This is a genomic window from Dactylosporangium sp. NPDC051087 (genome assembly GCF_055586325.1).
On the sequence record NZ_JBVJIJ010000062.1, the window covers coordinates 1 to 24,651 of the forward strand.

At 69.2% G+C, this 24,651-nt stretch carries 27 protein-coding genes and 1 pseudogene; 17 read left to right on the forward strand and 11 right to left on the reverse strand.

Annotation, left to right across the window (positions count from 1 at the left end):
* The 3 genes from ACZ6TV_RS53835 to ACZ6TV_RS53845 all read right to left on the reverse strand — a co-directional run.
* A partial coding sequence (locus tag ACZ6TV_RS53835; protein WP_465309286.1) for an IS110 family transposase occupies positions 1 to 344 on the reverse strand: 344 nt, incomplete at its 3' end.
* Between the two features lie 176 nt (positions 345 to 520).
* Positions 521 to 1,189 carry an IS3 family transposase gene (locus ACZ6TV_RS53840; RefSeq protein ID WP_465309288.1) on the reverse strand — a complete coding sequence of 223 codons (669 nt, stop codon included), beginning with the start codon at positions 1,187 to 1,189 and terminating at the stop codon, positions 521 to 523.
* Positions 1,164 to 1,730 carry a TraR/DksA family transcriptional regulator gene (locus ACZ6TV_RS53845; RefSeq protein WP_465309334.1) on the reverse strand — a complete coding sequence of 189 codons (567 nt, stop codon included), beginning with the start codon at positions 1,728 to 1,730 and terminating at the stop codon, positions 1,164 to 1,166. The genes ACZ6TV_RS53840 and ACZ6TV_RS53845 overlap by 26 nt, the downstream gene beginning before the upstream one ends.
* Positions 1,731 to 2,561: 831 nt before the next feature.
* Here ACZ6TV_RS53845 and ACZ6TV_RS53850 point away from each other — a divergent pair.
* Positions 2,562 to 3,212 (forward strand): adenylate kinase, encoded by a 651-nt coding sequence (locus tag ACZ6TV_RS53850; protein ID WP_465309290.1) that lies wholly within the window; start codon positions 2,562 to 2,564, stop codon positions 3,210 to 3,212.
* A 155-nt stretch (positions 3,213 to 3,367) separates the two neighbouring features.
* Here the strand turns inward: ACZ6TV_RS53850 and ACZ6TV_RS53855 are convergent, their stop codons facing one another.
* Both ACZ6TV_RS53855 and ACZ6TV_RS53860 read right to left on the reverse strand, forming a co-directional pair.
* Positions 3,368 to 3,790 (reverse strand): hypothetical protein, encoded by a 423-nt coding sequence (locus tag ACZ6TV_RS53855; protein ID WP_465309292.1) that lies wholly within the window; start codon positions 3,788 to 3,790, stop codon positions 3,368 to 3,370.
* Positions 3,791 to 3,912: 122 nt separating this feature from the next.
* Positions 3,913 to 4,131, reverse strand: coding sequence for a hypothetical protein (locus tag ACZ6TV_RS53860; protein WP_465309294.1), 219 nt, complete (start codon positions 4,129 to 4,131; stop codon positions 3,913 to 3,915).
* A 179-nt stretch (positions 4,132 to 4,310) separates the two neighbouring features.
* On the opposite strand from ACZ6TV_RS53860, the gene ACZ6TV_RS53865 reads away from it, so the two are divergent.
* From ACZ6TV_RS53865 to ACZ6TV_RS53880, 4 genes are all read left to right on the forward strand, one after another.
* Positions 4,311 to 4,541 carry a hypothetical protein gene (locus ACZ6TV_RS53865; RefSeq protein ID WP_465309296.1) on the forward strand — a complete coding sequence of 77 codons (231 nt, stop codon included), beginning with the start codon at positions 4,311 to 4,313 and terminating at the stop codon, positions 4,539 to 4,541.
* 675 nt (positions 4,542 to 5,216) lie between these two features.
* A protein-coding gene (locus ACZ6TV_RS53870) for an IS3 family transposase (RefSeq protein WP_465309298.1) occupies positions 5,217 to 6,430 on the forward strand; the annotation gives its coding sequence in 2 pieces (ribosomal slippage) (positions 5,217 to 5,520 and positions 5,520 to 6,430; 1,215 coding nt in all).
* 291 nt (positions 6,431 to 6,721) lie between these two features.
* Positions 6,722 to 6,982, forward strand: a complete 261-nt coding sequence (locus ACZ6TV_RS53875) for a tyrosine-type recombinase/integrase (RefSeq protein ID WP_465309335.1) — start codon at positions 6,722 to 6,724, stop codon at positions 6,980 to 6,982.
* Between the two features lie 567 nt (positions 6,983 to 7,549).
* Entirely contained in the window at positions 7,550 to 8,572 is a 1,023-nt protein-coding gene (locus ACZ6TV_RS53880; RefSeq protein ID WP_465309300.1) for a hypothetical protein, read from the forward strand.
* 247 nt (positions 8,573 to 8,819) lie between these two features.
* Here ACZ6TV_RS53880 and ACZ6TV_RS53885 read toward each other — a convergent pair whose 3' ends face one another.
* Positions 8,820 to 9,272: a hypothetical protein gene (locus ACZ6TV_RS53885; RefSeq protein ID WP_465309302.1), complete on the reverse strand. Its 453-nt coding sequence runs from the start codon at positions 9,270 to 9,272 to the stop codon at positions 8,820 to 8,822.
* A 278-nt stretch (positions 9,273 to 9,550) separates the two neighbouring features.
* Here ACZ6TV_RS53885 and ACZ6TV_RS53890 point away from each other — a divergent pair, with 278 nt between their 5' ends.
* The 5 genes from ACZ6TV_RS53890 to ACZ6TV_RS53910 all read left to right on the forward strand — a co-directional run bounded on the left by ACZ6TV_RS53890 (position 9,551) and on the right by ACZ6TV_RS53910 (position 13,141).
* Positions 9,551 to 9,682, forward strand: coding sequence for a hypothetical protein (locus ACZ6TV_RS53890; protein WP_465309304.1), 132 nt, complete (start codon positions 9,551 to 9,553; stop codon positions 9,680 to 9,682).
* A gap of 281 nt (positions 9,683 to 9,963) precedes the next feature.
* Positions 9,964 to 11,169, forward strand: a complete 1,206-nt coding sequence (locus ACZ6TV_RS53895) for a sensor domain-containing phosphodiesterase (protein ID WP_465309336.1) — start codon at positions 9,964 to 9,966, stop codon at positions 11,167 to 11,169.
* Between the two features lie 123 nt (positions 11,170 to 11,292).
* Positions 11,293 to 11,874 (forward strand): hypothetical protein, encoded by a 582-nt coding sequence (locus ACZ6TV_RS53900; protein ID WP_465309306.1) that lies wholly within the window; start codon positions 11,293 to 11,295, stop codon positions 11,872 to 11,874.
* Positions 11,875 to 12,413: 539 nt separating this feature from the next.
* Positions 12,414 to 12,755, forward strand: coding sequence for a hypothetical protein (locus ACZ6TV_RS53905; RefSeq protein WP_465309308.1), 342 nt, complete (start codon positions 12,414 to 12,416; stop codon positions 12,753 to 12,755).
* Complete coding sequence (locus ACZ6TV_RS53910) at positions 12,752 to 13,141, forward strand: integrase core domain-containing protein (protein WP_465309310.1); 390 nt, start codon at positions 12,752 to 12,754, stop codon at positions 13,139 to 13,141. The genes ACZ6TV_RS53905 and ACZ6TV_RS53910 overlap by 4 nt, the downstream gene beginning before the upstream one ends.
* A gap of 179 nt (positions 13,142 to 13,320) precedes the next feature.
* On the opposite strand, the gene ACZ6TV_RS53915 is transcribed toward ACZ6TV_RS53910, so the two are convergent.
* The gene (locus tag ACZ6TV_RS53915; RefSeq protein WP_465309312.1) at positions 13,321 to 15,069 is read right to left on the reverse strand and encodes a WYL domain-containing protein; all 1,749 of its coding nucleotides are present in this window, start codon (positions 15,067 to 15,069) and stop codon (positions 13,321 to 13,323) included.
* A 363-nt stretch (positions 15,070 to 15,432) separates the two neighbouring features.
* Here ACZ6TV_RS53915 and ACZ6TV_RS53920 point away from each other — a divergent pair, with 363 nt between their 5' ends.
* From ACZ6TV_RS53920 to ACZ6TV_RS53940, 5 genes and pseudogenes are all read left to right on the forward strand, one after another.
* A complete protein-coding gene (locus tag ACZ6TV_RS53920; protein ID WP_465309314.1) occupies positions 15,433 to 15,672 on the forward strand; it encodes a hypothetical protein in 240 nt (79 codons plus the stop codon).
* Between the two features lie 209 nt (positions 15,673 to 15,881).
* Positions 15,882 to 16,685, forward strand: coding sequence for a phosphotransferase (locus ACZ6TV_RS53925; RefSeq protein WP_465309316.1), 804 nt, complete (start codon positions 15,882 to 15,884; stop codon positions 16,683 to 16,685).
* Between the two features lie 423 nt (positions 16,686 to 17,108).
* Entirely contained in the window at positions 17,109 to 18,761 is a 1,653-nt protein-coding gene (locus ACZ6TV_RS53930; RefSeq protein WP_465309318.1) for an ATP-binding protein, read from the forward strand.
* An 864-nt stretch (positions 18,762 to 19,625) separates the two neighbouring features.
* A complete protein-coding gene (locus tag ACZ6TV_RS53935; protein ID WP_465309320.1) occupies positions 19,626 to 20,156 on the forward strand; it encodes a sulfatase/phosphatase domain-containing protein in 531 nt (176 codons plus the stop codon).
* Positions 20,157 to 20,291: 135 nt separating this feature from the next.
* Positions 20,292 to 20,552 (forward strand): annotated as a pseudogene (locus tag ACZ6TV_RS53940) (WbqC family protein); the annotation flags it as partial.
* 125 nt (positions 20,553 to 20,677) lie between these two features.
* Here the strand turns inward: ACZ6TV_RS53940 and ACZ6TV_RS53945 are convergent.
* The 4 genes from ACZ6TV_RS53945 to ACZ6TV_RS53960 form a co-directional block, all read right to left on the reverse strand.
* Entirely contained in the window at positions 20,678 to 21,007 is a 330-nt protein-coding gene (locus tag ACZ6TV_RS53945) for a hypothetical protein (RefSeq protein ID WP_465309322.1), read from the reverse strand.
* Positions 21,008 to 21,105: 98 nt separating this feature from the next.
* A complete protein-coding gene (locus ACZ6TV_RS53950; RefSeq protein WP_465309324.1) occupies positions 21,106 to 21,378 on the reverse strand; it encodes a DUF4235 domain-containing protein in 273 nt (90 codons plus the stop codon).
* Positions 21,375 to 21,743, reverse strand: coding sequence for a DUF3618 domain-containing protein (locus tag ACZ6TV_RS53955; RefSeq protein WP_465309326.1), 369 nt, complete (start codon positions 21,741 to 21,743; stop codon positions 21,375 to 21,377). The genes ACZ6TV_RS53950 and ACZ6TV_RS53955 overlap by 4 nt, the downstream gene beginning before the upstream one ends.
* A complete protein-coding gene (locus tag ACZ6TV_RS53960; protein WP_465309328.1) occupies positions 21,740 to 22,174 on the reverse strand; it encodes a phage holin family protein in 435 nt (144 codons plus the stop codon). Before ACZ6TV_RS53960 ends, ACZ6TV_RS53955 begins: the two co-directional genes overlap by 4 nt.
* A 263-nt stretch (positions 22,175 to 22,437) precedes the next feature.
* Between ACZ6TV_RS53960 and ACZ6TV_RS53965 the strand changes: the two genes are divergently transcribed.
* Both ACZ6TV_RS53965 and ACZ6TV_RS53970 read left to right on the forward strand, forming a co-directional pair.
* Complete coding sequence (locus ACZ6TV_RS53965) at positions 22,438 to 22,962, forward strand: hypothetical protein (protein ID WP_465309330.1); 525 nt, start codon at positions 22,438 to 22,440, stop codon at positions 22,960 to 22,962.
* A 909-nt stretch (positions 22,963 to 23,871) separates the two neighbouring features.
* Entirely contained in the window at positions 23,872 to 24,456 is a 585-nt protein-coding gene (locus ACZ6TV_RS53970; protein WP_465309332.1) for a hypothetical protein, read from the forward strand.
* The last annotated feature ends 195 nt before the right edge of the window (positions 24,457 to 24,651 follow it).

Sequence of the window (24,651 nt, forward strand, 5' to 3'; positions counted from 1 at the left end):
AGGCGAATTCCACGTTCTCTGCCACTCGCGGCCCGCTGACCAGCACGTTCCGCCCCGCAGTACCTCCAGGACCCCCGAATTACGTCGAACGCGGGCATGAGTTTGGGCGGGACACGGACGATGCGTTCGCCGGCGGCGAGCAGGTCGCGTTCGAGGCGGCGGGTCATGTTGCGGCAGTCCTCGATGGCCCAGACGCGTTCCTCGCCGTGCCCGGCCGCCCAACGGAGCAGCGCCAGATGGTCTTTGCTGGTTGTCTCGCAGGTCTTCGTCGCCAGTTTGCGGCCGTTGCTGTCGATGACGACGGCGGTGTGCGTGCGCTTGTGCGCGTCGATGCCGATGACCACTATGGGAGTTGTGTCCTCCTTGACCGAGGGGGCACGGACCGGTCGGTGGGCATTTCCCAGTCGGGCGCTGACACGCTCCTCTTATGCCATGCCGGCCGGTCCTTCATGTCCGCCGGGCCGCAATACTTACATCAGCCACGAAGGCATCTAACGGCAGGGCGAGCCCGACGGACTGATCAAGAGTGACACTGGGAAGAACGGCACCTCTCTGTGTCAAGCGGTCGGCGACAGAGAGGTTTCCGTTTTCTTGACAGACCCGTCCACCACGGTGAAACTTCTCCTCGCCATCGGCTCCCTCGCCCTCGACGAGGGAGAACCTTCCATGATCGCGAGGACCACACCCGACAGCGCCGCTCACGTTCCCACTGGGGAATTACGTGACCGACCCCGTCAGGGGGTGGGGAATTACCTAATCGCAGAACCCCGAAAAGTGGGGGAATTTCGTGATCGCCGACACGGTTCGGGCCTTCCGCGGTGAAGTTCCGGTTGACCAGGTCCGGTGCCGGCGTGTGTCGTGGGTTTTGCCGGGTTGAGCCGCCGCGCCAGCCGCGGCGCAGGAACGCTCCGTGCCAGCCCTGCTGGCGCATGAGCCGCTCGACGCGTTTGCGGCCGATCCAAATACCGTCGCGGCGCAACTGTCGATGGACACGGTCGGCGCCGTAGGTGCGCCCGGAGGCTTCCCAGATCTCGTAGATGTTGGAGATCAGGCCGAGGTCGACCAGGTCCCGGTCGCAGAGCTGTTCGGCCTGCTTGACCCACTGGTAGTAGGTCGACTCGGCGATGTCCAGAACCCGTAGCAGGAGCGCGACCGCGAAGCGGTCACGGTGTTCGTCGATGAACCTCATGACCGTCGCCGGGTCGGGCCGAGCTCCGACGCGAAAGCCGATGGCGCAGCGACTCTGTGCGGACCAGCATGGGTTGCAGCAGTTCGTGACGATCTCTCGACGTGGGACGCGACCGTATGGGGGTCTTCACCCACACACCGGTCGGTGAGACCTCGTCCACAGCAGCAGCGATCCCGATGCCGGGTGCAGCATCGCCCTGACCCGGGCCCAAGGTGATCGCCCTGGCGGGCCTGCTCGGCGTCTTCGAGACCGTCAGTCCCGAGACCGCTGCCGCCAACGGTGAACACGGCGATCTGGGGCCAATGACCGTTGCGTCGGCAGGCTGAGCGCCCAACGAGCGTCCCTGCCCGGCGGCCATGCCGCGACGGCGCGGCGCCGTCACGGTATGGCCGCCGTGGTCGTCAGCCGTGGTGCTTCTGCTGGCAGGCACGCAGAACCTGGCGTGCGGTAGCACCTCGAGCCGTTCGGCCGGGATCGGCGTGCCGCAGCTGTCGCAACGGCCGCAGCTGCCCTCCGCGATGCGCCCCAACGCGGCAGTCACCTGGTCGAGACTGCGTCGGGGTGGCCGCGACCATGGCGGCCCGGGTGTCCCCTCGCCCGGATCTCCGGTGTCGTCGGAGATCTCGGTGAGTTCCTTGAGCCGGGCTGCCTGCGCCGCGAACTCCTCGCTCAGCAGCGCCCGGACACCTGCCAATCAGTTCCTGTCTGGTGCTTCGATGTCGACTCTAATTGTCCGTCCTTTACTCGAAACCGAAACGTGGGTAACAAAAAGGGCCGAAGCTCGGAAGCTTCGCCCTGGCGGTCGAGGATGAGGAGACGCCCTTGCCGCCGGTGGACCGCGACCGGTCGGCGGCGCGGTGATGCGGTGCGCGGCACCACATCAGCCGTCGTACCGGCCGCGGCCCCCTGATCGACGAGGTGAGCCGGCGAGTACGGCGAGAATGTCGACGCCGGCGGGTAGGCGGCATCGTCGACCGACGCCATGGCGGCGTACGAACGGGAACTCACCAACGTCGGCCTACCATAGGTCGGGCTGCCGACGAAGCAAAGTAGACGAAGCGAGATGACCACCACATCCGCCGGCATACCTGCCGCCGGTCAACGTAGCGCGTCGGACGGCGCCAGTTCCGGCGGCGCCACACCGTTGCGTGATCAGCCCGCCCGCCGCCAGCACGAGCCGGAGGTTGAGCGCGTTGTAGGGCTGCCCGACAGTCCCCCGTCGGGCAGGAGGTTGTGGTCGGGTCGGCATCTGTCACCGCTACCCCCTTCCGTGGCGTCAACCCGTCCAGGAGTGAACGGTGGAGGTCCGGACCGTGGAGAGGTGACTACGATCGGCGCAGTGACAGTTCCGGTCGTTGGAGGGAGTCGCGTGATGCGGGTGCTGTTGGTGGCCCCTCCCGGCGCGGGCAAAGGGACCCAGGGCGCGCTTATCGCGACGCACTTCGGCATTCCGCACATCGCCACTGGCGACCTGTTACGCGACCACGTCGCCCGGCGAACCGAACTGGGCCGTGCGGTCCGCGACCGGCTCGGCCGGGGTGAATTGGTGCCTGACGAGGTCGTGCTGGACATGGTCGCCGCCGCAATCACCGAGGCGAAAGCCGCAGGCGGCGGGTATGTGCTCGACGGCATGCCCCGCAACATGGCGCAGGCCCGGACACTGTACGAGATTGGTCGTGGCCTGGACATGACCGCGAATGTGGCGCTGCACCTGAAGGCCGACGACGAGGAACTCGTCCGCCGGCTGCTGGCCCGGGCGGCCCTGGAAGGGCGGTCCGACGACACCGAGCCGGTCATCCGCCGACGGCTGGCCATCTACCACGAGGTGACCCATCCGATCGTCGACTGGTATGCCTCCCGGGGCATCCTCGTCTCGGTCGACGCCATGCGGCCCGTCGAGCAGGTAGCCCGGCAGATCCTCACCGCCCTGGAAGCGATGCGGTCTTTAATCGACCACGTGCCCGAACACGCGCGGCGTCCGATTGACCTGACCGGTCTCGGCGCGGCGTTCGGCCGGAACTGACCACCCAAGGCCCTCGGGACAGACGGCAATGACCGGGCTCGGCGAATGGGACCAGGTCGCCGACCGAGACGTGTCCGCCGATGCGCAACAGGACGCCCTCGACGAAGCCGAGATGTAGATCGCAGGTTACCTGTCCGTGGACGTCGACCGCATCCTCAAAGGCAGTTGCGCAGATCGATCGCGCCGTCGGCGGACACCTCGGGAGCGAAGCCGATCCGTTCCAACTCACCGGTCAGCATGTCCTTCACAGCGGCCGGTGTTGTTGCTGTCGTCACCGCTTCGGACTCGCTGGAGCCCGCCAGCCTCACGGCCGCCCGGCTCGTCGCGCGTATGTCATGGGATTGGTGCCGACGACAACCTCGGCAAGAAGCATGTCGGCGAGGAACCGGCAGTCGCACGGCCGCGATGGTTGCCGCTGCGAGCACGGTGCGGAGCTGGTCGTCGGTGGCGTCGGGCGCAGCGAGGGTGAGGTTGTCGCGGACGGTACCCGCGAAGACGTGGATCTCCTGGGTGATCAGGGCAGTGCGGCAAGGCCAGGTCACGGTTCCGATGCCGGGCAGGTGGATGCCGGCAATCACCGACGCCAGTTGGTCTTTCCCGCCCCGGATGCGCCGACGACGGCGACGCGCTGGCCGGCCGGAATGACGAGAGTGATGTCGTCGAGGACCCGAGGTCCGGCCCCGTAGCCGAACGTGACGCCCTAGATCCGGACGTCGTGGAGGGGATCGTCTGTTGCCGGCGCCTCGTCGACCGCGGGCATGGTGGTGATGCCGATCATGCGGTTCAGCGATGCGAGGGCGGACTGAAGGGTGTCGATCACGAACATCAGCTGGTTGACCAAGCCGAGGAGGCGACAGCAGCGCAGGTCGCGCCGAAACGAGCCGCACAGTGCGCCCATCGCGCTGCAGGCCTGCTGCATCTGTGCACGTCTCTGTTAACCTGCATGGCATGCGCCTTCGACGACGATTAGCCCCAGAGCGCCAGTAGCGCTCTGCATAACCTGCTCGATGCCGTTCGGGAGCCCACGCAACGGATCAGTCTGCCTAATTGCAGACACGATCACGGGTCCCGACGCGGATCGCAGGAGGAGTGGGTTTCGTGGGTTGGTTCGCGCTCGTCAGCGCCATGCCGATTGCGGCATGGGGCATGTGGCTCCTGTTCTGCTACGGCATCGCCAGGATGCACGGCATCGAGGCGCTCAAGGCGGCACCACCCGTCGCACGGGCGTTTCCGATAACGGCGTGGGTTAATTCGCTGAGGTACGTCGGTGCCTGGGTCCTGCAGATTTTCGGACGTGGTGATACCCGTCCGCCCCTGCCGCCTTCGTAAGCTCTCGCATGGTGAGGTGCACGTCTGCTTATCTCTGTCGACGGATGCCGTCGCCCCCCACCCACCACGCCCCCTGTCGGCCATGACCAAATGGCCGGTAAGTGCCGCACGGGCATCACAACGGCGACAGGTGATGGCTGCCACCGCTGGCGGTAGCGGCGGCCGGCGGGGCTGGCGGCAGCATCGCACCAGCGGTAGCGGGGACCTCGTTGACCGTCGCGAGTCCGGCGTCGTCGGTCCTCCGATCCGATGTCCGCTGGCGGCGAGCTCGTGTAGGCGTTTGGTGTCGATGGCGCGCTTGGATGCGCGAGGTTCTGGTTGGTGCGCCATTCGGAGATTCGCCGTCACGACGGGTGGTTGACCATCGCGGTGGATAGATGTGGGTCGGGTCGGCGTGATGGCAGGGTGTTCCTGCCGGGACCACCGCCTTTCCGCAGCACGGAACAGAGACGAGCGCCGAGCTGACACAGCCGATTTTCGATGTTGACGGTCCTCTGTTGGCTGCCGCGCACGGACGGCGGCATGAGCGGAAACGTGATCAAGCGCAGCCAGCAGCGTGAGTGAGTGCCCTGGTAGGCCGCGTTGCGGATGCCGAGCCGGGGCCTTACCCCCTGATCTTGGACACTTGAACCTGGAATCTTGAGGTTCCAGGTAGATCAGGAGTCCTGAAGCAAGATGGCGAACAAGCACTATCCCGTGGAGTTCAAGGCCGACGCGGTGGCGTTGTACCGGTCTCGGCCGGGCGCGTCGATCGCGTCGATCGCCGATGACCTAGGCGTCAACCGGGAGACCTTGCGCAGCTGGGTGCGGCTGGACGACGAGCGTCGTGGCGCGGGTACTCGGCCCTCGTGTGCGGTCCCGGCGGCGGGTGAGGCGACCGGCACAGTCGAGCAGGAGAACGCCGAGTTGCGGCGGCGGGTCCGCGAGCTTGAGGAAGAACGCGACATCCTGCGGAAGGCAGCCCGGTATTTCGCCGGGGAGACGCGCTGGTGAACCGCTTCCAGTTCGTCGCCGACCACCAGGCACGCTACGGCGTGAAGCGGTTGTGCCAGATCCTGAACATCGCCCGGTCCAGCTTCTACTACTGGAAGGCCACCGCAGCCGACCGGGCCGCCCGCGACGCCGCGGACTCGGCTCTGGCCGGCCGGATCCGCCTCGTGCACGCCCGTCATGACGGCACCTACGGGGCACCAAGGGTCACCGCCGAACTGCACGACCGTGGCGAGCGGGTCAACCGCAAGAAGGTGGCCCGGGTGATGCGCCGCTACCGCATCCAAGGCCTGCGGCTGCGCCGGCGGGTGCAGACCACCATCGCGGACCCGGCAGCGCAGAAGGCACCGGACCTGATCGGCCGTGACTTCACCGCCGCCGCGGTGAACCAGCGCTACGTCGGCGACATCACCTACCTGCCGGTCGGTGACCGCGGATTCCTCTACCTGGCAACGGTTATCGACGTGCACTCGCGTCGCCTGGCGGGGTGGGCGATCGCTGATCACATGCGCACCGATCTGGTCATCGACGCCCTCGCCGCCGCGCAACGGACCCGCGGCAGCCTCGACGGGACGATCATGCACACCGACCACGGAGCTCAATACACATCCAGGGCCTTCGCCGCCGCCTGCGAGGCCGCCGGGGTTCGCCAATCGATGAGTAAGGTCGGCAGCTCCGCCGACAACGCGCTCGCCGAGTCGTTCAACGCGACCTTCAAACGCGAGACCCTGCAAGGCCGACGCGCGTTCACCGACGAACGCGAAGCCCGTCTGAGCAGCTTCCGATGGCTGCACCGCTACAACACCGTCCGGCGTCACTCCCGGCTCGGACAACAATCCCCGATCACCTACGAGAACGGCACCCGAACAACGTCCGTTACGCTGGCCCCGGCCGCATAAACCCCGTGTCCAAGATCCGGGGGTAAGCCCCCCGCATGATCATCGAGATTTTTGGCCCAGCTTGGCATTGGGGCATCCCTGGGTTGTGTTGACTGGGCCGACCCCGGGAAAACTGTCAGATCGGCCAGCCGTCCAGTAGGTCGAGGGGAAGACCAAGATCCGTCGCACGTACCTCGAGGGCCGAGGCCAGCAGGCGACGGCTGAGCTGGTCGGGAATCTAGTCCCCGACCTTGCTGCTCAGGCTAAAGATCAAGTTGGAAGCTACTCGCGTCTAAATCAATTGATTTCAATATTTATCAGACTGCCACCCGACGCTTCGACCACCTCGTCGCCAAAGTCAGCCTACCCCCGATCCGGCTCCACGACCTCCGCCACTGCTGCGCCACCTACCTCTACGCCAGCGGCGCCGACCTCAAGAAATTCCAGGAACTCCTCGGCCACGCCATCCTCGCCATGACCTCCGACATCTACACCTCCGTCCTGCTCGAATTCAACCGCGCCTACGCCGACTCCGTCGGCGACATGGTCCCCCGCGCCCCACGCGCTGCCTGACACCGCGACGGCGGACGCTTACCAACCGCAGCACGGTCCAACGGAACACACCGAGGGCATCCTCGATGGCCTGCGGTGCGAAACCACCGAATGTGAGGTGGCTGACCGCCACCATGCTCCTAGCCCGCGCCCACGGCCCGAAGGCACCCGACGACGCGGACCGCCGCGTCATCGGTGAAAATACTGCAGCACCGAAGACAGAATCACCCCGACCGGACGCCGCAGATCCAGCACCGCCGTCACGACCTGAACAGTGAACACCGCCCCCGGGGAAGCGGAGTCGGCCTGGACCGCGGGCCGCCGTCCGGCCGAGCATACGTGCGCATCACGCAGCCGGTTGATGGTGACGCCGACCGCGAGGAACTGGCGCGTTCTGGTGTTCTGCAGCCGACCGACCGCAGCGGCAAGGAACGCCCGCTCCGCACGGCGTGCCGCTGATGCCCCCCGCAGTTCCTTGCGCGGCGGGGGCGCCGAACACAATCGGCGCCAGACTGGGTAAAGAAGAAGTCGCGTCCACAAACCACGTCGCCAGACCCTGCAGGCGATCCGCACCGGGAGGCTGACCCGATGCCCAATGATCACAGCGCACGGTGGGAGACCGCCGACGCCGCCGCTGCCCGACTGGCAGCCGTGGCAGTCGCCGCCGACCATACCGACCCCGCCTGGACGACGCAGGAGCAAACACAGGCGGCCGACATCCTCGCCCTGACCCTGCACACCCTCGCCGATCAAGGCAAGGCCGACCCGGCGTCCGTGCCGACCTGGCAGATCCACGACGCCGTGACCGCCGCAGGCTTCGACAGATGGCTCGACGCGGCGCTGGCCGGCACCGCTCGGCAGGACTGGCAGGCATACCTGCGCCGACACGACCCGTCCGTCACCGCCCGCGACGCGCACCGGCACGCCGTGACGGCCACGGTCGCGGTGATGATGGCCGAGGTGCACGGGCTGCGGCTCCTAGACCGCGTCCTGGCGCCCCTGCCCGGCCGCGACGTGCTCTACCCCGGCCAGATCGTCGCGGTGTCCGCAGACGGAGCACCATCCGGCGCCGACGACATCGAGTTCACGGTCCAGGTACGGATGGACCATCACCGCGACGAATACAACTTCGCCGCCGCCCGAGAGGTGCTCTTCGACATCGACCCTGCCGCCGCCACCAGCCACGCCCAACGCACCCACGGGCGCAGCACCCACGGCCACGCCGTTCGGTGCGCCGTCGCTGATCTGCGGCGCGCCGCGGACAGCCTCGGCCGCGGCGACCCGGAAGCGGGCCTCGCCGTCCCCGAACTACTGCGGCGCATCCCCCTGTACACCGGCTACGACGACCTGCAACAGCAGCTGACGACGATCGCCGCCGCGCTGCTCGCCGCCACAGCCCCACCGCCACGCCAGCCACGCCGGCCACGATGGCAGCCGGTTCCGTTCCCGGCACAGATCATCGACCGGATCCAGCGCGGCACCCAACGCCTGCGCAATACCCCGCCTCCAGCCGGCGAACGGGAACAACAACGGACGTACCTGCTCGACGCCGCCAACAAACTCGAGGCCGCGCGGACCGGGTCCGGATCAGCCAGGATGTGCCAGTGGTAGTCCGTGAGTTCGCAGCGGGCGTGCCGGGCGGCGCTCGTGCGACGCGCGACGGGGCCGTGCCTGCTCGAGGTTGCGGGCGCAGCTCTGCTGGCGGCCGCACCCGACCGCGTCGTGGCGGGATACGTCGGGCGACAGCCTGGTACAGGTCCGCTGCGGCGGCTTCGTCCTGCCGCCTGCAGGCAGACCCAACGCTGCAGCGCCTCGGCCTCCGCGCACCGCCGGGCGGCCGGGGGCGGGGTAGGAGCCGTCATCCCGCGCTGCCGCAGCAGAACAGGCGCTCCGGCCGGTCCAGCCATCCCTGTTCCCAGCTCCACCCGCTCGGTGGGCACTGACGGCGCCGCAGGTACAGCGTGTGGAACCGTGCCGGCCCGCCTACGTCGAGCGCGCTCCACACGTTGATCGCCGCAAGGATCCCGCCGCTATGCCCACCGACGATCACCGTCAGCAGGTCCCGGCTGTTGACAAACCGGAACGCCAGCCCGGGACGGCCGGTCAGGTCAGTGCGCTGCCCGTCGAGGACCACGCCGGGTATCGCCGCCCGGACCTCCAGCAGCGCTGCACGTTGCAGCCCGTCAAGGTACTGCATGCGTGCCACGGCGAGCGCGGCCCGTACCAGGTCGTCGCCTGACGGCCAGCGTGGCTCCCGTTGAACGGACGCCGCCAGCTGCTGGGCAGCGGCGCCCGCATGGGTGGACAGCACCGCCGTCGGGACTGTGGGGGCCGCAGGCGGAGATCGAGGGCCGCCACCAGCCGGATCCGGGCGCTTGGCGGATCGCAGCGTCCAGATGCGCGCCTGTCGGTGCGGGCAGCAGCTAGATCTGCCGGTCAGCCACCAGGTGCTGCTGCGTACCGGGTGCCCACTGGATGGTCTGCGACCGTCCGTTGAGAAAGACACCGTCGCTGAAGACCACTTGTGCTCAGTGCACAGCACAGCAGCGCCTGACTACTGCTTAACGTCGCGGCTGGCGGGTCGACATCGTGCGTCGCGACGGCGTCAGCTGGTACCGGCTCGTGCACGGTGACGCCATCGTCGACCGGATCCAGCTGCCCGCACTCCAGCAGATGCTGCACGCAGCGGGCGTCGACCTCGCCGACCGGAGTGCCGCCTGAACCAGCCCGCCGGCCGCACGCCATCACGATCGCGCAGACGATGCTTCCGCAGCGCTGCTCGGTGGTGGTGGTGTCCTCAGCTGGCCTGCGAATGAGCTGGATCGGGTCGAAAGGGTCAAGGTTGCCCCGTCGTGGCCGATGATCAGGGCCGACGCCAGACATTTATCGCCGGTGTCGACATGGTGTGGTCCGGTAGTGCTGGAAGGTGACTGATGCAGCCTCCGATCCTCGGCTCAGCACCCGGGGCCGGCTCTAGCGCGCTCGGCGCCGGTGAGCGGCAGTTGCAACGGTTGCTGCAGTTCGCTCGTGGGCATCTCGGGATGGATGTGGCGTGGCTGTCACAGTTCACCGCCGACGAGCAGGTGATCCGCGCCGCCGACGGCGCGGTCGAGCAGATGCACGTCCCCATCGGTGCGGGAACCCCACTGGCGGGATCGTTCTGCACCCGAGTTCTGGCCGGCATCATTCCGGCGATCATCCCCGACGCGCGCCGAAACCTGATCACCCGTGAGCTGGCCATCACCCACGACATGGGGATCGGCTCCTACGTCGGCGTACCCTGGCACACCCCGGATGGCGCCACCGGCGGCATGCTGTGCTGCCTCAGCCGCAGCCCCGACCCCACCCTCAACGACCAGTCCCTGGCGTTTCTCACCGTGCTCGCCGACCTGATCAGCAATCACCTCCATGACCACGGCGGCTTCACCAACGCAGCCGGGCCAGCCGACGACGATCCGCTGCGGACGGTGCTGCAGACCGAGACGGTCCGGATGGTGTTCCAGCCCGTCGTCCGCCTCGACCGCGACCAGGTCGTCGCCTATGAGGCTCTCGCCCGGTTCGACGACCCCCGCTACCCGACCCCAGCCCATGCGTTTGCCGCCGCCGCCAACGCCGGGCTCGGCACCGACCTGGAACACCTCGCCATCCGCCGCGCGCTCGACCAGCTACCCGCCGTACCCGACCGCGGCTGGCTCGGCGTCAACCTGTCCGCCGAAGCGCTCCTCGACCCCGGCGTCCAGAACACGCTCCTGCGCCACGCCGGCCAGCGGATCGGCGTCGAGCTCACCGAACACACCCAGGTCGCGGACTATCCCCGGCTCGTCGCGGTCACCGACCGGCTCCGCGACGCCGGTATCCAGCTCGCCGTGGACGACGCCGACGCCGGCTACGCCAGCCTCCGCCACATCCTCCAGCTCTGCCCGGACATCATCAAACTCGATATCGACCTCATCCGCGACATCCATATCGACCCCGTCCGCCAAGCCCTCACCCGATCCCTCGTCAGCTTCGCCGCCGACATCAACGCTGCCCTCATCGCCGAAGGCATCGAAACCCAGGCCGAACGCGACACCCTCCTCGACCTGGGAGTCCGTCTCGGCCAGGGCTACCTCATGGCCCGTCCAGGCCCCCTACCCCCGACCAGCCACACCGGACCCGGGGCAACGGAACCGCAAGCCAGCCAGTCGGCGAGCAGCGTCTCCTCGTAGCCGTCAAGGCAGCGTTGCAGATGTCGGGATCCGCCGAATTGCCGCGGCCCTTGTATCGGTGAAGGCTCTGGCCGGGGGGATATGCGGTTGACCTCGACCGATCGATCACGCAACCTTGCCGTCATGGCTGGCATCGATGACGCCGCAACGGGTTTGCGGCGCTTGGACGGTCTGCCGTGCCTTGACTGCGCCCGGCCTCTGTGGCTGCACGAGGCCGACGGGTGGGTGGTGTGCACGACGGCGCAGTGCGCCGCGATGGGCATGGACCTCCCCCTCTGGCGCGCGGCGCGGAGACAGCCAGGAGCGGACCCGAATCCCAGCGGTTGGCCCAGGCCGGTCCTGGACGGTCTGCCGGTGCCGTGGATCACGGTGGTCGCTGCCGGCCGGGCGTGGTTCCGGCATCTGCACGGCGACCGGCTGCGGAACTGTCAGACCAAGTGGTGGTGTCAGGTCTGCGGCACGCCGCTGGCCACGAATGCCTGGGTCGTGACCACGCACGATGGACGGGTCGTGACGCCGGCCGGCACACATCAGCGGTGTCGTGAGCTCGCCGCTGTCAAGTGTCCCCACCTGCGAGGCGCCGCCGGGCGGCTCCAAGTTGTCGAGGTCACCCGGGAGATGATCGCTTCCGGCGGCCGACCGCTCGTGCAGGTGCGTAATCCCCTGTCGTGGCAGGACTGGACCCTCGCCGGCGTTCACAGCTGACCCCGTCATCCCCATCGCCCGGGTCACGCGCGTGGGCTGGCGCTGGTGTGCCGCTCGATCGCCGTGCGCCGCCAATGACCGACCAGAAACCGGTCACTGCCCGCCACCGGGATCAGGTTCACCTGTGCGGCTCGTAAATTCGGTTCGGTGGCTGTGACGTGCGGATTTGTCCGTGGCTCAACTGCCGGTAGCGAGGATGATTCAGGGCATGGCAGCCTCGCTGTGTACCTGCTCCTACGTCAGACCTTGCAGATGCTCACGCAGCTCGCCCGCGACGGCGGCGCGAAGGACGTCGAACTGCTCGTATTGCGGCATCAGGTGGCGGTACTGCGGCGGTAGGTACATCGACCCGACCTGCAGCCCGCGGATCGGGTGGTGTTGGCGGCGTTGTCCCGACTACTGCCCCGACCACAGTGGTCGGCGTTCTTCGTCACTCCGGCCACGCTGCTGCGCTGGCACCGGCAACTGATCGCCCGGCACTGGACGTATCCGCATGCGCGTCCCGGCCGGCCACCCATGGACCGGAGGTCCGCGACCTGGTGCTGCGTCTGGCCGCTGAGAACCCGACCTGGGGCCATCGCCGCGTACAAGGTGAACTGGCTCGGCTGGGCCACCAGATCGCCAGCACGGTCTGGAAGATCCTGCACCAGGCCGGCGTCGACCCTGCACCCCGCCGGACCGGACCCACCTGGCAGCAATTCCTCACCGCCCAGGCCCACACAATCCTGGCCTGCGACTTCTTCACCGTCGACACCGTGCTGCTGCAACGGATCTACGTCCTGTTCTTCATCGAACTCGCCACCCGACAGGTCCACATCGCCGGCGTCACCGCGCACCGACCGGCGACTGGGTCACGCAACAGGCCCGGAATCTGCTCATGAACCTCGACCAGCACGCCAGCAGGCTGCGCTTCCTGCTCCGCGACCGAGACACGAAGTTCACCGCAGCGTTCGACGTGGTCTTCACCGCCGTGCGTATCGACGTGCTGCGCACACCGCCACAGGCACCGAAGGCGAACGCCTTCGCAGAGCGCTGGGTCGGCACCATCCGCCGGGAATGCACCGACCGGATCCTGATCGCTGGCGAATGGCATCTCTTGAGGGTGCTGACCGAGTACACCGAGCACTACAACCGCCACCGCCCACACCATTCACTGGACCAGCAACCGCCGAATCCACCACCATCGGTCGCCGATCTCGGCGCTGCGCGGGTCCGACGACGCCCGGTCCTGGGCGGGCTGATCAACGAATACTCGCAGGCAGCGTAAGCCAAACCCAATTTACGAGCCGCACAGGTGACGCCGGGCGGGGTGGGAAGGCGCAGTCCTCGTCGTAGACGGTGCCGGTGGCGAGGCACCGGTGCAGTCCGGTGAGCAGCGGGCGGGCGACCCCGCACAGCGCGCCGGCGTGCGGTGATCGCATGAAGCTTCCCCGCCGTCCCGGGGCATCAGGTGTGCAGGACGTCGACGTTGAGCAGGGCCTCGGCGGCGCGGATGCCCTGGTACAGGGTGGCGCAGTCGTTGTTGCCGGCGACCAGGATGCCGTAGGCGTTGTGCTTGGCGTAGATCGGGGCGCCGCTGTCGCCGGGGAACGAGCACAGGTTGGTCCAGGCGAGGTGATGCACGGTGGGGCCGGTGTAGGAGACGGTGACGTTGAGCATCATCACGAAGCCGCACCAGCTCATCAGGTTGGTGGCGCCCGTGGCGCAGACCCGCATCCCGAGGACGCTGAGCTTGTCCGCCGCGATCCCGTAGGTCTCGTTCACGGTCGTGAACGCGCCCTGGGTCACCCGGACCCGCGGCGCGGGCGACCAGCCGGCCTCGTTCGTGATGCTCAGGACCGCCGCATCGCCGGACGCGTTGTACTCCCAGTGGTGGATCGGGCCGATGACGTGCGTCGATCCGTCGACGAACTGCGTGACCCAGTTGCCGCTGCGGTCCTCGCCGCAGTGCCCGGCGGTGACCTGGTACAGCTCGCTGTCCACCTTGGACCTCGCCAGGAACCCGCCGGTGCACCCGGCGGTCGGGTGCAAGATCCGGATCCCGGCCCGCAGCGGCGGGTCGCAGAACGGGCCGGCGCACGCGAGGGGGCGCAGAGCGGCCGGCGCCACGCCGACCACCAGCGCGGAGCCCAGGTCACGGCGGGCCGCCTCGACCACGGCGAGCTGGTCCGGCGTCGCTCCCGGCGGTACGCCGAGCCACAGTGCGTTGAGATCTGGCCGTACCCCACCGGCGAGCGCGACCGCGGCGCCGGTGTTGACCCGGGCGATCTCGACGCCGAGCCGGTCCATGCTGCGGTCCAGCGCCGCCGCGGACCGGGCGACGACCACCGTGTCGTAGGCGGTGCCGAGCCCCACCGCGGTCGCGGCCCGCCTGATGACCGCCGCGGCGGCGGGGTCGAGCGACCCGGTGACGCCGACCTTGACCCGGTCGCCGTCCTGGCCGTCGATCCACAGGCCGCCGAAGCGTTCGCCGAGCTCGGCCGGCAACCGCTCCAGCAGGTCGGGCGCGACCGCCTGCCAGGCCAGCCGCTGCTCGGCCGCGGCGACGGAGATGCCCCGTTCCCGGGCGAACGACGCGGCCTCCTCGCTCACGGGTGCCGCCGCCGCGGCGGGCGATGCCGGTACCACCGCCGCCACGGATCCGGCGGCGACCAGGAAGGTCACGACGGCCGCGCACGTCCGGCCGCGAAGCGAGCTGCCACGTCTCATGGCGTCCTTGCTAGCCGCCCGGCGACCCGGATGCCACTGCCTGTCAGGATCGGGACACTTCGATGAACCGATCGGCGGTCCTGATGAGGCGGCGGACGAAGCGGGCGACCGCGGCGGCGAGGCGGGCCACGACCACGACCACGACCCAAGGGTGAGCCGGCAGCCGCCGGCGCCGAGGTCCTCGACGATGTGGTCGCGGGTGTAGCGGGCCACGGTGGCGGCGGGCAGGTCGAGGATCACCGTGCCCTGGCAGGGCCACGCACCGGCGGCGGCGACGCCACGGAACCGGCCGGCGACGAAGCCGACGACGTCGCCGCCGCCGGGCATCGCGCGCGGGGGGAACCGGGGGCCGTTCGGCGCGCGCGGGGTGATCCAGTCGGTGCGGAAGACGCGCCAGTGGTCGCGGTCGAGGTGCCATGCAACGAGGTACCAGCGCCCGTCCCGGGTGATGACGTGGCGCGGCTCGGCGTGGCGGCCCGTCGCCATGGTCGCCGTAGTCGAAGCGCAGTACCTCGTGGGCGCGGGCGGCGGCGCTGATCGCCAGGAGCATGCCGCCGTCGACCGGTGCCGCCTCCCTGGCCGGCTGCTGCACGGCGGTGACGTGCAGGTCGTCGACGCGCCGCCACAGCCGGGTGGGCATGACCTGCCGGATGGTGTGCAGCGCCCGCGCGGCAGCCTCTGCGAGACCCGCCGCCAGGCGTGGTGGCGGCGACCTGCAGCGCGACGGTGAGGGCGACGGTGAGGGTGACGGCCTGTTCGTCGTCGAACAGCAGCGGCGGGAGGTCGCGGAACCGGTCGACGTCGCGGCGCACGGTGCGCAGGCTGACGTCCAGGCGCTCGGACGGCAGCGTGCCCGTCCCCGCGCGTCTGCAGCTGTGGCGCCTGTACCTCGGCGACAGCGGCCACAACGTCCTCGTCGCCGTCGAGCAGCTGTACCAGCCCGGTGCCCACCCGCAGGAGCTCCTGGTCCCCGCACCGGTCAAGGCCGTGGCCCGCGGCTGGCGCGAACAGCACGGCTACACAGTCGCGGACCTGCCGTACGACCCGCAGCTCGGCCTGGTCACCGACGGCACCGACGACGAGTACTGACCCGCCCCCGCACCACACCCCCGTCGCGCCGGCGGACGTGTGCACCGTCGGCTGCTAGGGAACACCGGTGGGACGGTCAGTGCTGTCGTCAGCCGCCGGGCAGCAGGTCAGCGAAGTAGGTGATGCCACGCCATGCCCACGGCCGCCGCCGGGACGCTGCCGTTGCGCTGTCAGCGGCAGCGGCAGCGGCGGCGGCAAAGCACGATGTGGTGATCGGCGCGGTCCTGCACCAGACCGACAAGTCCATCGTCGCCGCTGGCACCCGCAACGGGTTACCCGTCATCGCGAAGATGCTCACCACCGACGATCCATACTGGATCGGCCGACGCACCCATGAACTCGCCGTCTACGCAGCCTTCGACGCGGCACCACCACCCTTCCGGGTGCCGCGGCTGCTGACCCACGATGACCGCCTCTCTGTCTACACGGTGCTGCCCGGCGCCCGGCTCGGCAACGGCCGACACCTCACCGTCGACGTACCGGCCGCCTGCGCCGCGACAATCCTGGATGCGCTGGACGCCGTCCGCGGCTGGGTACCGCCCGCGGATCTTGGCGAGCCGATCGGCAGCTACCCGGACCGGGTCGACGCCGAACACGCCGCCGGGCTGCTGACCACCGCCGACCACGCCCGACTCCAACAACTCCTCGAGCAGCTCGGCCCGCACCGTTGGCTCAGCCACGGCGACCCGATCCCCACCAACCTGCTCCTGGACGACACCACCTGCGTCCTCGTCGACTGGGAACTGTGCGGCCGGTTCCTGCCCGGCTACGACTACGCCGTCCTGCACACCGTCACCGCAACCGCCAGCCCGACCCTCGCCGCGGCGATCAACTCCCGCGTCACCGCCCTCGGCATCACCGACGCCTACCTCGTCAACCTCGGCGTCCTGCTCTGCCGCGAGATCCACATCTACGACGCCGTACCCTACGGACCTGTCCGCGAAGACCGGCTGACCACCCTGGAACAGCAGTTCCGCCGCTGGCAGCACCGCCTGCACACCAGACCCGGCTGACCGGATCTCGCGTCCGCACCAACCCGCAGCCCTCGGGACGACCACGCCCGGCCGAGCCGGTCGCCGAGCCGGCCGAGACGGCTGCGGTGTTACGTCGACGACGGTCCATGATTCCCGCTGTTCACCACGGGACGACAGCGGTGACACGGGCCCGCCGCCACGACTTGGACCCACACCCCGCATGACGGACCTCCTCCGGCTTGTCACGGTCGCCGACCGGTTCGGCGACGCCGGTGTCCAACTCGCTGTCGCTGACGAACCTTCGGCAACCGTCGCCCGCCTTTACGAGCCCGGGTCAGGTCCACAGGATCGGGCAGATCTTGGTTCGGGAACGCTCAACCAGTGCCGGCGTTATGCTGATCTTCCCTCCGGTCGGGTACGGCGATGCGCGCCTTGCGTGCGTCATGTGACCGGGAGTGTGCAATGAACCGACCGGCATCGGTCAGCTGTGACGGCCAGCTCGGTGACGCCCAGGCGGTGCTCGGCGCCGCGTTGGACGCATACGTGGCGATGGACATCGCCGGTCGGGTGGTCGGCTGGAACCCTGCCGCTGAAGCCGCCTTCGGCCACGACCACGCCGCTGCCTGCGGGCGAGACGTCGCCAACCTGATCATTCCTGAGCGGTACCGGGATGCGCACCGCGCCGGCCTGGCACGCCTCGGCGCCGGCGAGCCCGGCCGGGTACTCGGCCAGCGCCTCCAGCTGGAGGCGTTACACGCCGACGGCCACGAGTTCCCGATCGAGATGACCCTGACATTCACCGACACGCCTGCTGGACGCATCTTCCACGCCTTCTGCCACGACATCACCACCGCCTGCCGGGTCAGCCGCTTCACCGACGTCGAGACCGCGGTGTCCAGGGGCCTGGCCGGGGCCCCGTCCAGTCAGGCCGCCGCTGCCCGGGTCGTGGAAGCGCTCGGCGCCAGCATGGGATGGGCCGTGGCCGAGCTGTGGCTGGCCGACGACGAGCGGCAGATCCTGGTATGCGCGGCCCGGCACACCGCGCCTGGCCGCACGCTGGGCAAGTTCGCGTTGGACGAGCTGGAGACCGGTGTCGGCCTGCCCGGCCGGGTACACCAGCAGTCCAGGCCGCTGTGGATCGCGGACCTTGCCACCGACAACGTCTCGGTCCGCAGCCGCGCCGCCGCCCGCGTCGGGCTGCACGTCGCCGTCGGCGTACCGATCCGCGCCACCGGCCACACCCTCGGCGCGCTGTGCGTGTACGGCGACCGAGTCGAAGACCCAGAAGAGTCCCTGATCGCCCTGCTGACCGGGATCTCAGCCCTGATCGGGCAATACCTCGAACGCCGCCGCGCCGAAGAACTCCAAGTGGAACTGGCCCGCACCAAAGACGAGTTCCTCGCCCTGGTCACCCACGAACTCCGCAACCCCCTCGGCGTCATCACCGCCACCGCGGGACTACTCGCCGAAGACCTCGACACACTGCTGGACACCGACCAACGCCAGTACATGCACCTCATCGTCCGCAGCGCCACCCGCCTCTCAGCGATGACCAACGACCTGCTCGACCTCGCCCGCCTCGAATCCGGGCACCTCGCCATCAATCCCGGCCCGGTTGACCTATGCGAGATCATCCGACACACCGTCGACGCCCACACCACCCAGACCAAGACGAAAAACCTGACCGTTGCCGTCGACATCCCGACCCAACTCCACCTGCACGCCGACGGCAGCCGGCTGCAACAGGTATCCGACAACCTCCTCTCCAACGCCATCAAATACACCCCCACCGGCGGCACCATCACCATCACCATCACCATCACCAACCCCGGCTCCGGCTCCGGCTCCGGCTCCGGCTCCGGCGAGGACGACACACCGCTCTGGATCGAATGGAGCGTCGCCGACACCGGCATCGGCATCCCCGCCGAGGAACGCCCCCACCTGTTCCGCCGCTTCTACCGCGCCTCCACCGCCCTCGACCACCGCATCCCCGGCACCGGCCTCGGCCTCGTCATCACCCGCACCATCATCGAACGCCACAGCGGCACCATCACCCTCGCCGACCACGAAGGACCCGGCACCACCTTCCGCATCCACCTACCCGCCCACCCGTAAGATCTCACCACGTACCGCTTGCTCGCACCATGTGCTTGCGCTGCCGTCGAGACGCGGATCAGCTCGCTACGGTGATCGGGTAGCCGACGCCGCCGATCCACATCTGTATCGAGCGGTCGGCACTAGCGAACCCGAGCCAATGATGGGGCCGTCTTCGCCCTGGGCGAGAGCGCGGAACAATGTGTCATCGCGTCGGCGCCGAAGCGGACGCGTCCACCGTCGAGGTGTTCGGCCTGGATACCGTTCTCGCGCAGCGTGCTCGAGCGCTGCGGGCAGCCGCAACACGGACTCGGCGAACAGGTCCCGCAGCCGGTACGCTTCGTCGTCGACGAGCCGGGACCGGTCGGCCGCGACGAGGATCTTCGAAGGCGGTGCTGGGGGAGCCGGCACGCGACCGCGGCGGTCGGTGCGGCGGCCAGGACCGCGCGGGCCTCCGGGCGCCGCAGCCCGCCGTCCAGGTGCGCCCACGCGCCGACCGCTGCGGGATGCGCCTGGTTCAACAGGCTGCACAGCGCGGACCGTAGGGGGTACCGCCGCGCCCGTGCCCGGAGATGGTGGATGCTCGCCGCGGTCTCGGCCGGGCACAGCAAGCCCACGCAGCAGCCGCATGACCGGCGCCAAACGTGCGTCACAACGCCCGAACCACAGCTGCCGCAAACCAGCGACCGTTCAACCAGACGCCGCGGCACCGGTGGAAGTCCGCGCATCTATGGACGGACTGACCACGCAACACATTGAACCGGAGAGGTCGCGGGTGCGTTTAGCGGAGCGGCCACCACCTGCGAAGGCGATGACCAGGCTGGCGGCGTAGGCCAGCTGTTCCTTGGGGGCATTGACCGCGCCGGCTCCGACAACGGGTTCCACATGGGCGAGCACCGCCTTGTGGAAGGCAAGCAAACCGCGTTCGACCACGACATCGTGGTGCCGCTGGTGATCGCCGGCCCCAGCGTCCCCGCCGGCACGAGCCGCCCGCAGATCGTGCAGAACATCGACCTGGCCCCCACGTTCCAACGCATCGGCGGCGCGCCCGTCGCCGGCGACGTCAACGGCCGCAGCCTCTTCACGCTGCTCACCGGCGGGCAGACCGCACCGTGGCGCACCGGCTCGCTCATCGAGCATCACGGCCCGGGCACCAGCGCCGACGACCCCGACACGCAGGATGCCCGCAACGGCATGCCGACCACCTACGAGGCGCTGCGCACGGCGACCTACACCTACATCGAATACGACAACGGCGAACACGAGTACTACGACCGTGCCACCGACCCGCACCAGCTACGCAACACCTATGCAGGGCTCACCCCCGCCCGCAAGACAAGCCTGCACGCTGACCTCGACGCCCTGAAGAACTGCCACACCAACGCGTCCTGCTGGACCGCCGGACACGTCAGCTGAAACAGATCCTGGGACGGGGGCCGTGACACGGCTTCCGTCCCAGGCACCGGACAGGATTCCTCCGCACCGCCGACCCCGCCCAGTCCAGACAACGCCTGGAGGCTCTGACCCGCCGCGACTCCTGCCAAAGCCCACTACTGGCCCGACATCGCCCCAGCGCTCCAGCACGCCACCGCACTGTTCGACACCACTCATGCCGCCGCCGCCCTCACCGAAGCCTCCGTCACGGAACTGCTGCGAGCGCTCGGATGGACCGGCACGATCACCCGCAGCAACGCGTTGAAGCGCTGCGCGGGCAGCTCCGAACGACTCGCCGACCTCGCCCACCACATCAACGCCCGCACCTATCTCGCCACCGCAGGTACCCGGCGCAGGGGAAGCCATTCGCAGACGTGAAGGTTGTCGGATTCCTGGCTCGCGATCGCAGCGGCAAAAGTAGCCCGTCGAGCTTGGTTGGACCATGTACGACGATCCGGCTGCCGCACCACGTGCGGCAGCCGGATCATCACCAGAGGAATTGTCTACGCGGTCGGGTCGGGTGACTCGGTGGCGGAGGATGGAGTACGCCGCTGCGGTCGCGGCGATGGCGACGGTCCGCCCGTCCGCGTGGCCTTCCCGACCGGGTTGACCGGGTCATCGGCGGTGGCAGCGTCGACAGTCGTTGGGGTAGCGGTTGAACCGAACAGGTTGATGACCGCGGTGAGGGCCTGACCCGCGGTCGGGTTGGCCCGCACGAGGCGACCGTTGGCGATGATCTGCTCGTACTTGCCGCGGCCGGCGCGGGCGCCCAGCACATAGCCAGCGGCCAGCCCCGCCGTGAAGGTCAACAGTCGCATCATGATCTCCTCCAACGACCCGTCCGGTGTTGACAGGATCGAGCGTGTCCTTGTCTCGTGTGCATGCTCGGAGAGCTCGCATGGACGGGCGCCGAGTCGGGTCTAGTGCTGGGTCAGCCCGGCCAGGTGCCGGTGGCCCTCCGCACGCCGACAGCGCCTGCCCGGTCAACGGTGGCCTTCACGACGGCGAAAATCGCCCCTTGCAACGCGGCCGCGAGCAGGATCTCGCCCCAGCCACGGTCCTCGTCGGTCGCGTTCGGCGCGTCATCGTCGCGCCCGGCGATCTTCCACACCTGCTTGAAGATCAACCCGGCCGCCATACCCGCGCCGGCCCCGAGCAGCAGGCCGACCGGCTTGTAGGCGACCTTCGCAGCCCAGCCGCTCATGACCGCCTCCGGCGCAGCAGGTAGATCGCCAACCCAACCGCCACCGCGCCCACGACGAGCGCGGCGGGGGGCACCGGGCGGCGGACCTTGGCGGGCAGGTCCGCGTCGCGGACCGTGTCCCGGACCGTCGCGGCAGTGCTGCCGGCCTTGTCCGACACCGTCCAGGCCAGATCAACCATCTGGTCCCGGACCGCACCAAGCTTCGCCTTCGCCGCGTCAGCGACCTGAGCGGCGGCGGCCTGAGCGCGGGCCTTCACGTCCGCTTTCGCGGCGAGCGCCTCGACGGTCTCACCGAGCTGCGCCCGGGTCGCAGCGATCTCCGCCCGCAACGCAGCCGGATCGGTCGGCGTATCGGGACTGTTCATGAGGTTCGTCCTTCCCGGACCGCGGCCTGCACCGCATCCACATCCTGGTGGAGACTCGTCACCGACTCCTGCGGCACCAGCGACCCGACACGCTGCAAATGCCGCCGGCCGACCAGCGCCGCGATCCCGGCCGCGCCGAACATAACCACCATCACGACCAGCACCGCCAGCCACAACGGCCAAACCGGATCCAGAGCAACGACCGCGAGAACAAGAGCCAGACCGAGCCCATACCAGGCCAAGAACCCGGCCGCACCGAACAGGCCGCCCCCGACACCGGCGCGTTTGCCCTTCTCCGCCAACTCCGCCTTCGCCAACGCCAGCTCCGCCCGCACCAACGTCGAGATCTGCGTCGCGGCCTGACCGACCAGATCACCGGTCGACGCGCCACTGCCAGGCTGCTGTCCCGATGCCGCCGCCACAGCGATCACCCTCCTTAACCGACGGCAGGATTCCCGTCCATCGACGAGCCCAAACCCGCGCGGGCGTCACGCGACGGATCCGCCCAGACCTGACTGTGCTGGCGAGTCAGGCAGGATCTTGCGCCCGGCCGTATCCTGACCCGGCGGACCGGTGCCTTCCCCCGTGGGCGCCGGTCCGTCTTTTCGCAGCGCCGCGCCTGCCAGCGCCGATATCGGTGCCGGTTCGGCCAGCACGCCACGCCGCCCCGTCGGTCAGCTGAGAGGAACCAGCGGTGGACTACCTCGCCCAGCTCGCCGCCTACAGCGAGACATTCCGCAGGCACCTGCACCAGCTCCGCGCCGACCAGCCAGGCACACCGCCGGCGGACCTGATGCGGGTGCTCAGCGAGTTCATGGACCTGGCGATCGCCGCCGACCAGGCGGCCGCATGGACCGCGGCCGGTGTCGGACCCGGCACTGCCCGGCTGCTCACCGACCAGCAGATCACCCCGGCCGAGGTCGCCCCGTACGTCGAGCATTTCCGCGACACCGTGCCGCATCTCGCCTCCGCCGCCGTCGCCGCGCAGTGGATGCTGGCCGCCCAACCAGCCGACATCGCCGCGGCCTGGGCAGCCTGCGGCCTGCAACCCGACGAAGCCGCACCACTCATCGCCGAAGGCATCACCCCGCCCGTCCCAGGGCAGCCCGGCCTGTTCCTGCGCAACGAGGTGCAACGCATCACCGAGCAGCAGCCCGAACTCACTGCCCCCTACCTCGCCGACCCACACGACGTGGACGGACCCCGCCCCAACCCGTAACACCGCGATACGGGTCAGGAGGTATATGAATCACTGTCGGCGGACGCCGGCGCGAGTCCGCGCCGGCATGGGGCGGGAACGCCGAAAGACCATGAACGACATCGTCGCTGCGGCGGAGAACGCAGGTGGTGAATCAGTGCTCGCAGCGTCGAGGGTGACCAGGGCCGTTCGGCGAGGGTAGCGGAGCGCTGCCGGTGAGCGCCGCTGATTCGTAGGTTCCCCGCAGTGCCGCCCGCCGGCGACGAGCTGGCAGCGGTTCATGGTCGAGTCGGTGGACGTGATCGGTACTGACGGACGGATGTGTCCCACGGCACGCCCCTGACCGCGGTCTGCGTGCGGGGCGGTGCTGATCGGGGACGGCGTTCAGCGCGGCCTCCGCGAACGTCCGATTCAGCGAACGACCCTGAAGGTAGATCGTGAAGCAGTACTCGCCGCGCTAAGCAGCCTTGTCCGCGCGAGCCAGCACGGCGGTACCGGACGAGTCGCAGAACTCGACTCCACCAAGATCCACGGTCACCACCGCGGCACTACTGTCGAACGCTCTCTGCATCCTCGACCCCGAAGCTGAACACGCTGCTGCCCGTAGTAGAGGTCTGTCAGTCGGCCTGCACCGTACGTTCGGCAACGAGCACCGCCATCGCACCGATACGCCCATGGTGGCCTGGTTAGAGCGGACGTCCAGAACCCGCCTCCTCCGTCACAGCCAGTGGCCAGGTGGACGTCCACGCGCCTCGCAAACCGCAACTCCATGCGGTACCGGCCGCACTGCAGCATGCCGCCGTCTTGGCCGCGATTCCGGGCGAGGCCGCGATTCCGGGCGGGTTGGTGCGGGCTGGTTTGCCGTCCGACATCCGGGTAGGGCCGGTCAAAGGGCGCAACCACCCGCGACAGCGCCCGGAGGGTCGCATCATGAAACGAGCACTGCAGATGACACTGGCCATCATGGTCGGCTACGTACTGGGCCGGCGGCGCCAGCTGCGCACGGCGATGCTGCTCGGCGCCGCCGCCGCGGCCGGGCGCTACGGCGGCAACCCGACCGAACTGCTGGCTCGGGGACGGAAGCTCGTCGGCAGCTCAGAGGCAATCAGCGAGCTGTCCGATCTCGGCCGCCCACTCATTGACGCCAGCCGGTCCGCCGCCCGCACAGCTGTGTCGCAGCGCATCGGATCTGTCAGCGACCGACTCCGGGACCACAGCGAGGCGCTGCGGTCGGCGGGCCGGCCCGGCGCTCGCCGCGACGAGGGCCGTGACCGCGCCAAGGACGACGCCGCCGAGCTCGAGGAACTGGAGGAGCCGGAGGCGCCGGAGGAACCTCCGTCCCGGCCCTCGGCCCGCCTGCCCCGTCCGCACCAGTCGCGTGACGAGGCCACCAAGCACGACCACGACGACGAGGACACCGACCAGGTTGACGACGAGGACACCGACGAGGGCACCGGCGAGGAGCCCGAGGCCGAGCCGCCGGTCCGCCGCCGGCGCCCAGCGGGGCGACGATGAACGCCAAGCGGGCGCCGCACCCGGCGGCGGGATCGGCGCCCACCTGTCCCGGCTGCTGGTGCAGGAGTCACGGAACTTCGCCTCCGCGCTGGGCCGCCGGGCCGTGACGGCCGTGCAGGACCGGGTCGGCGACGTCACCGACCGGCTCACCAACTTCGCCGAGCAGAGCGACAACCCGTCGCTGGTGGCCGCGGC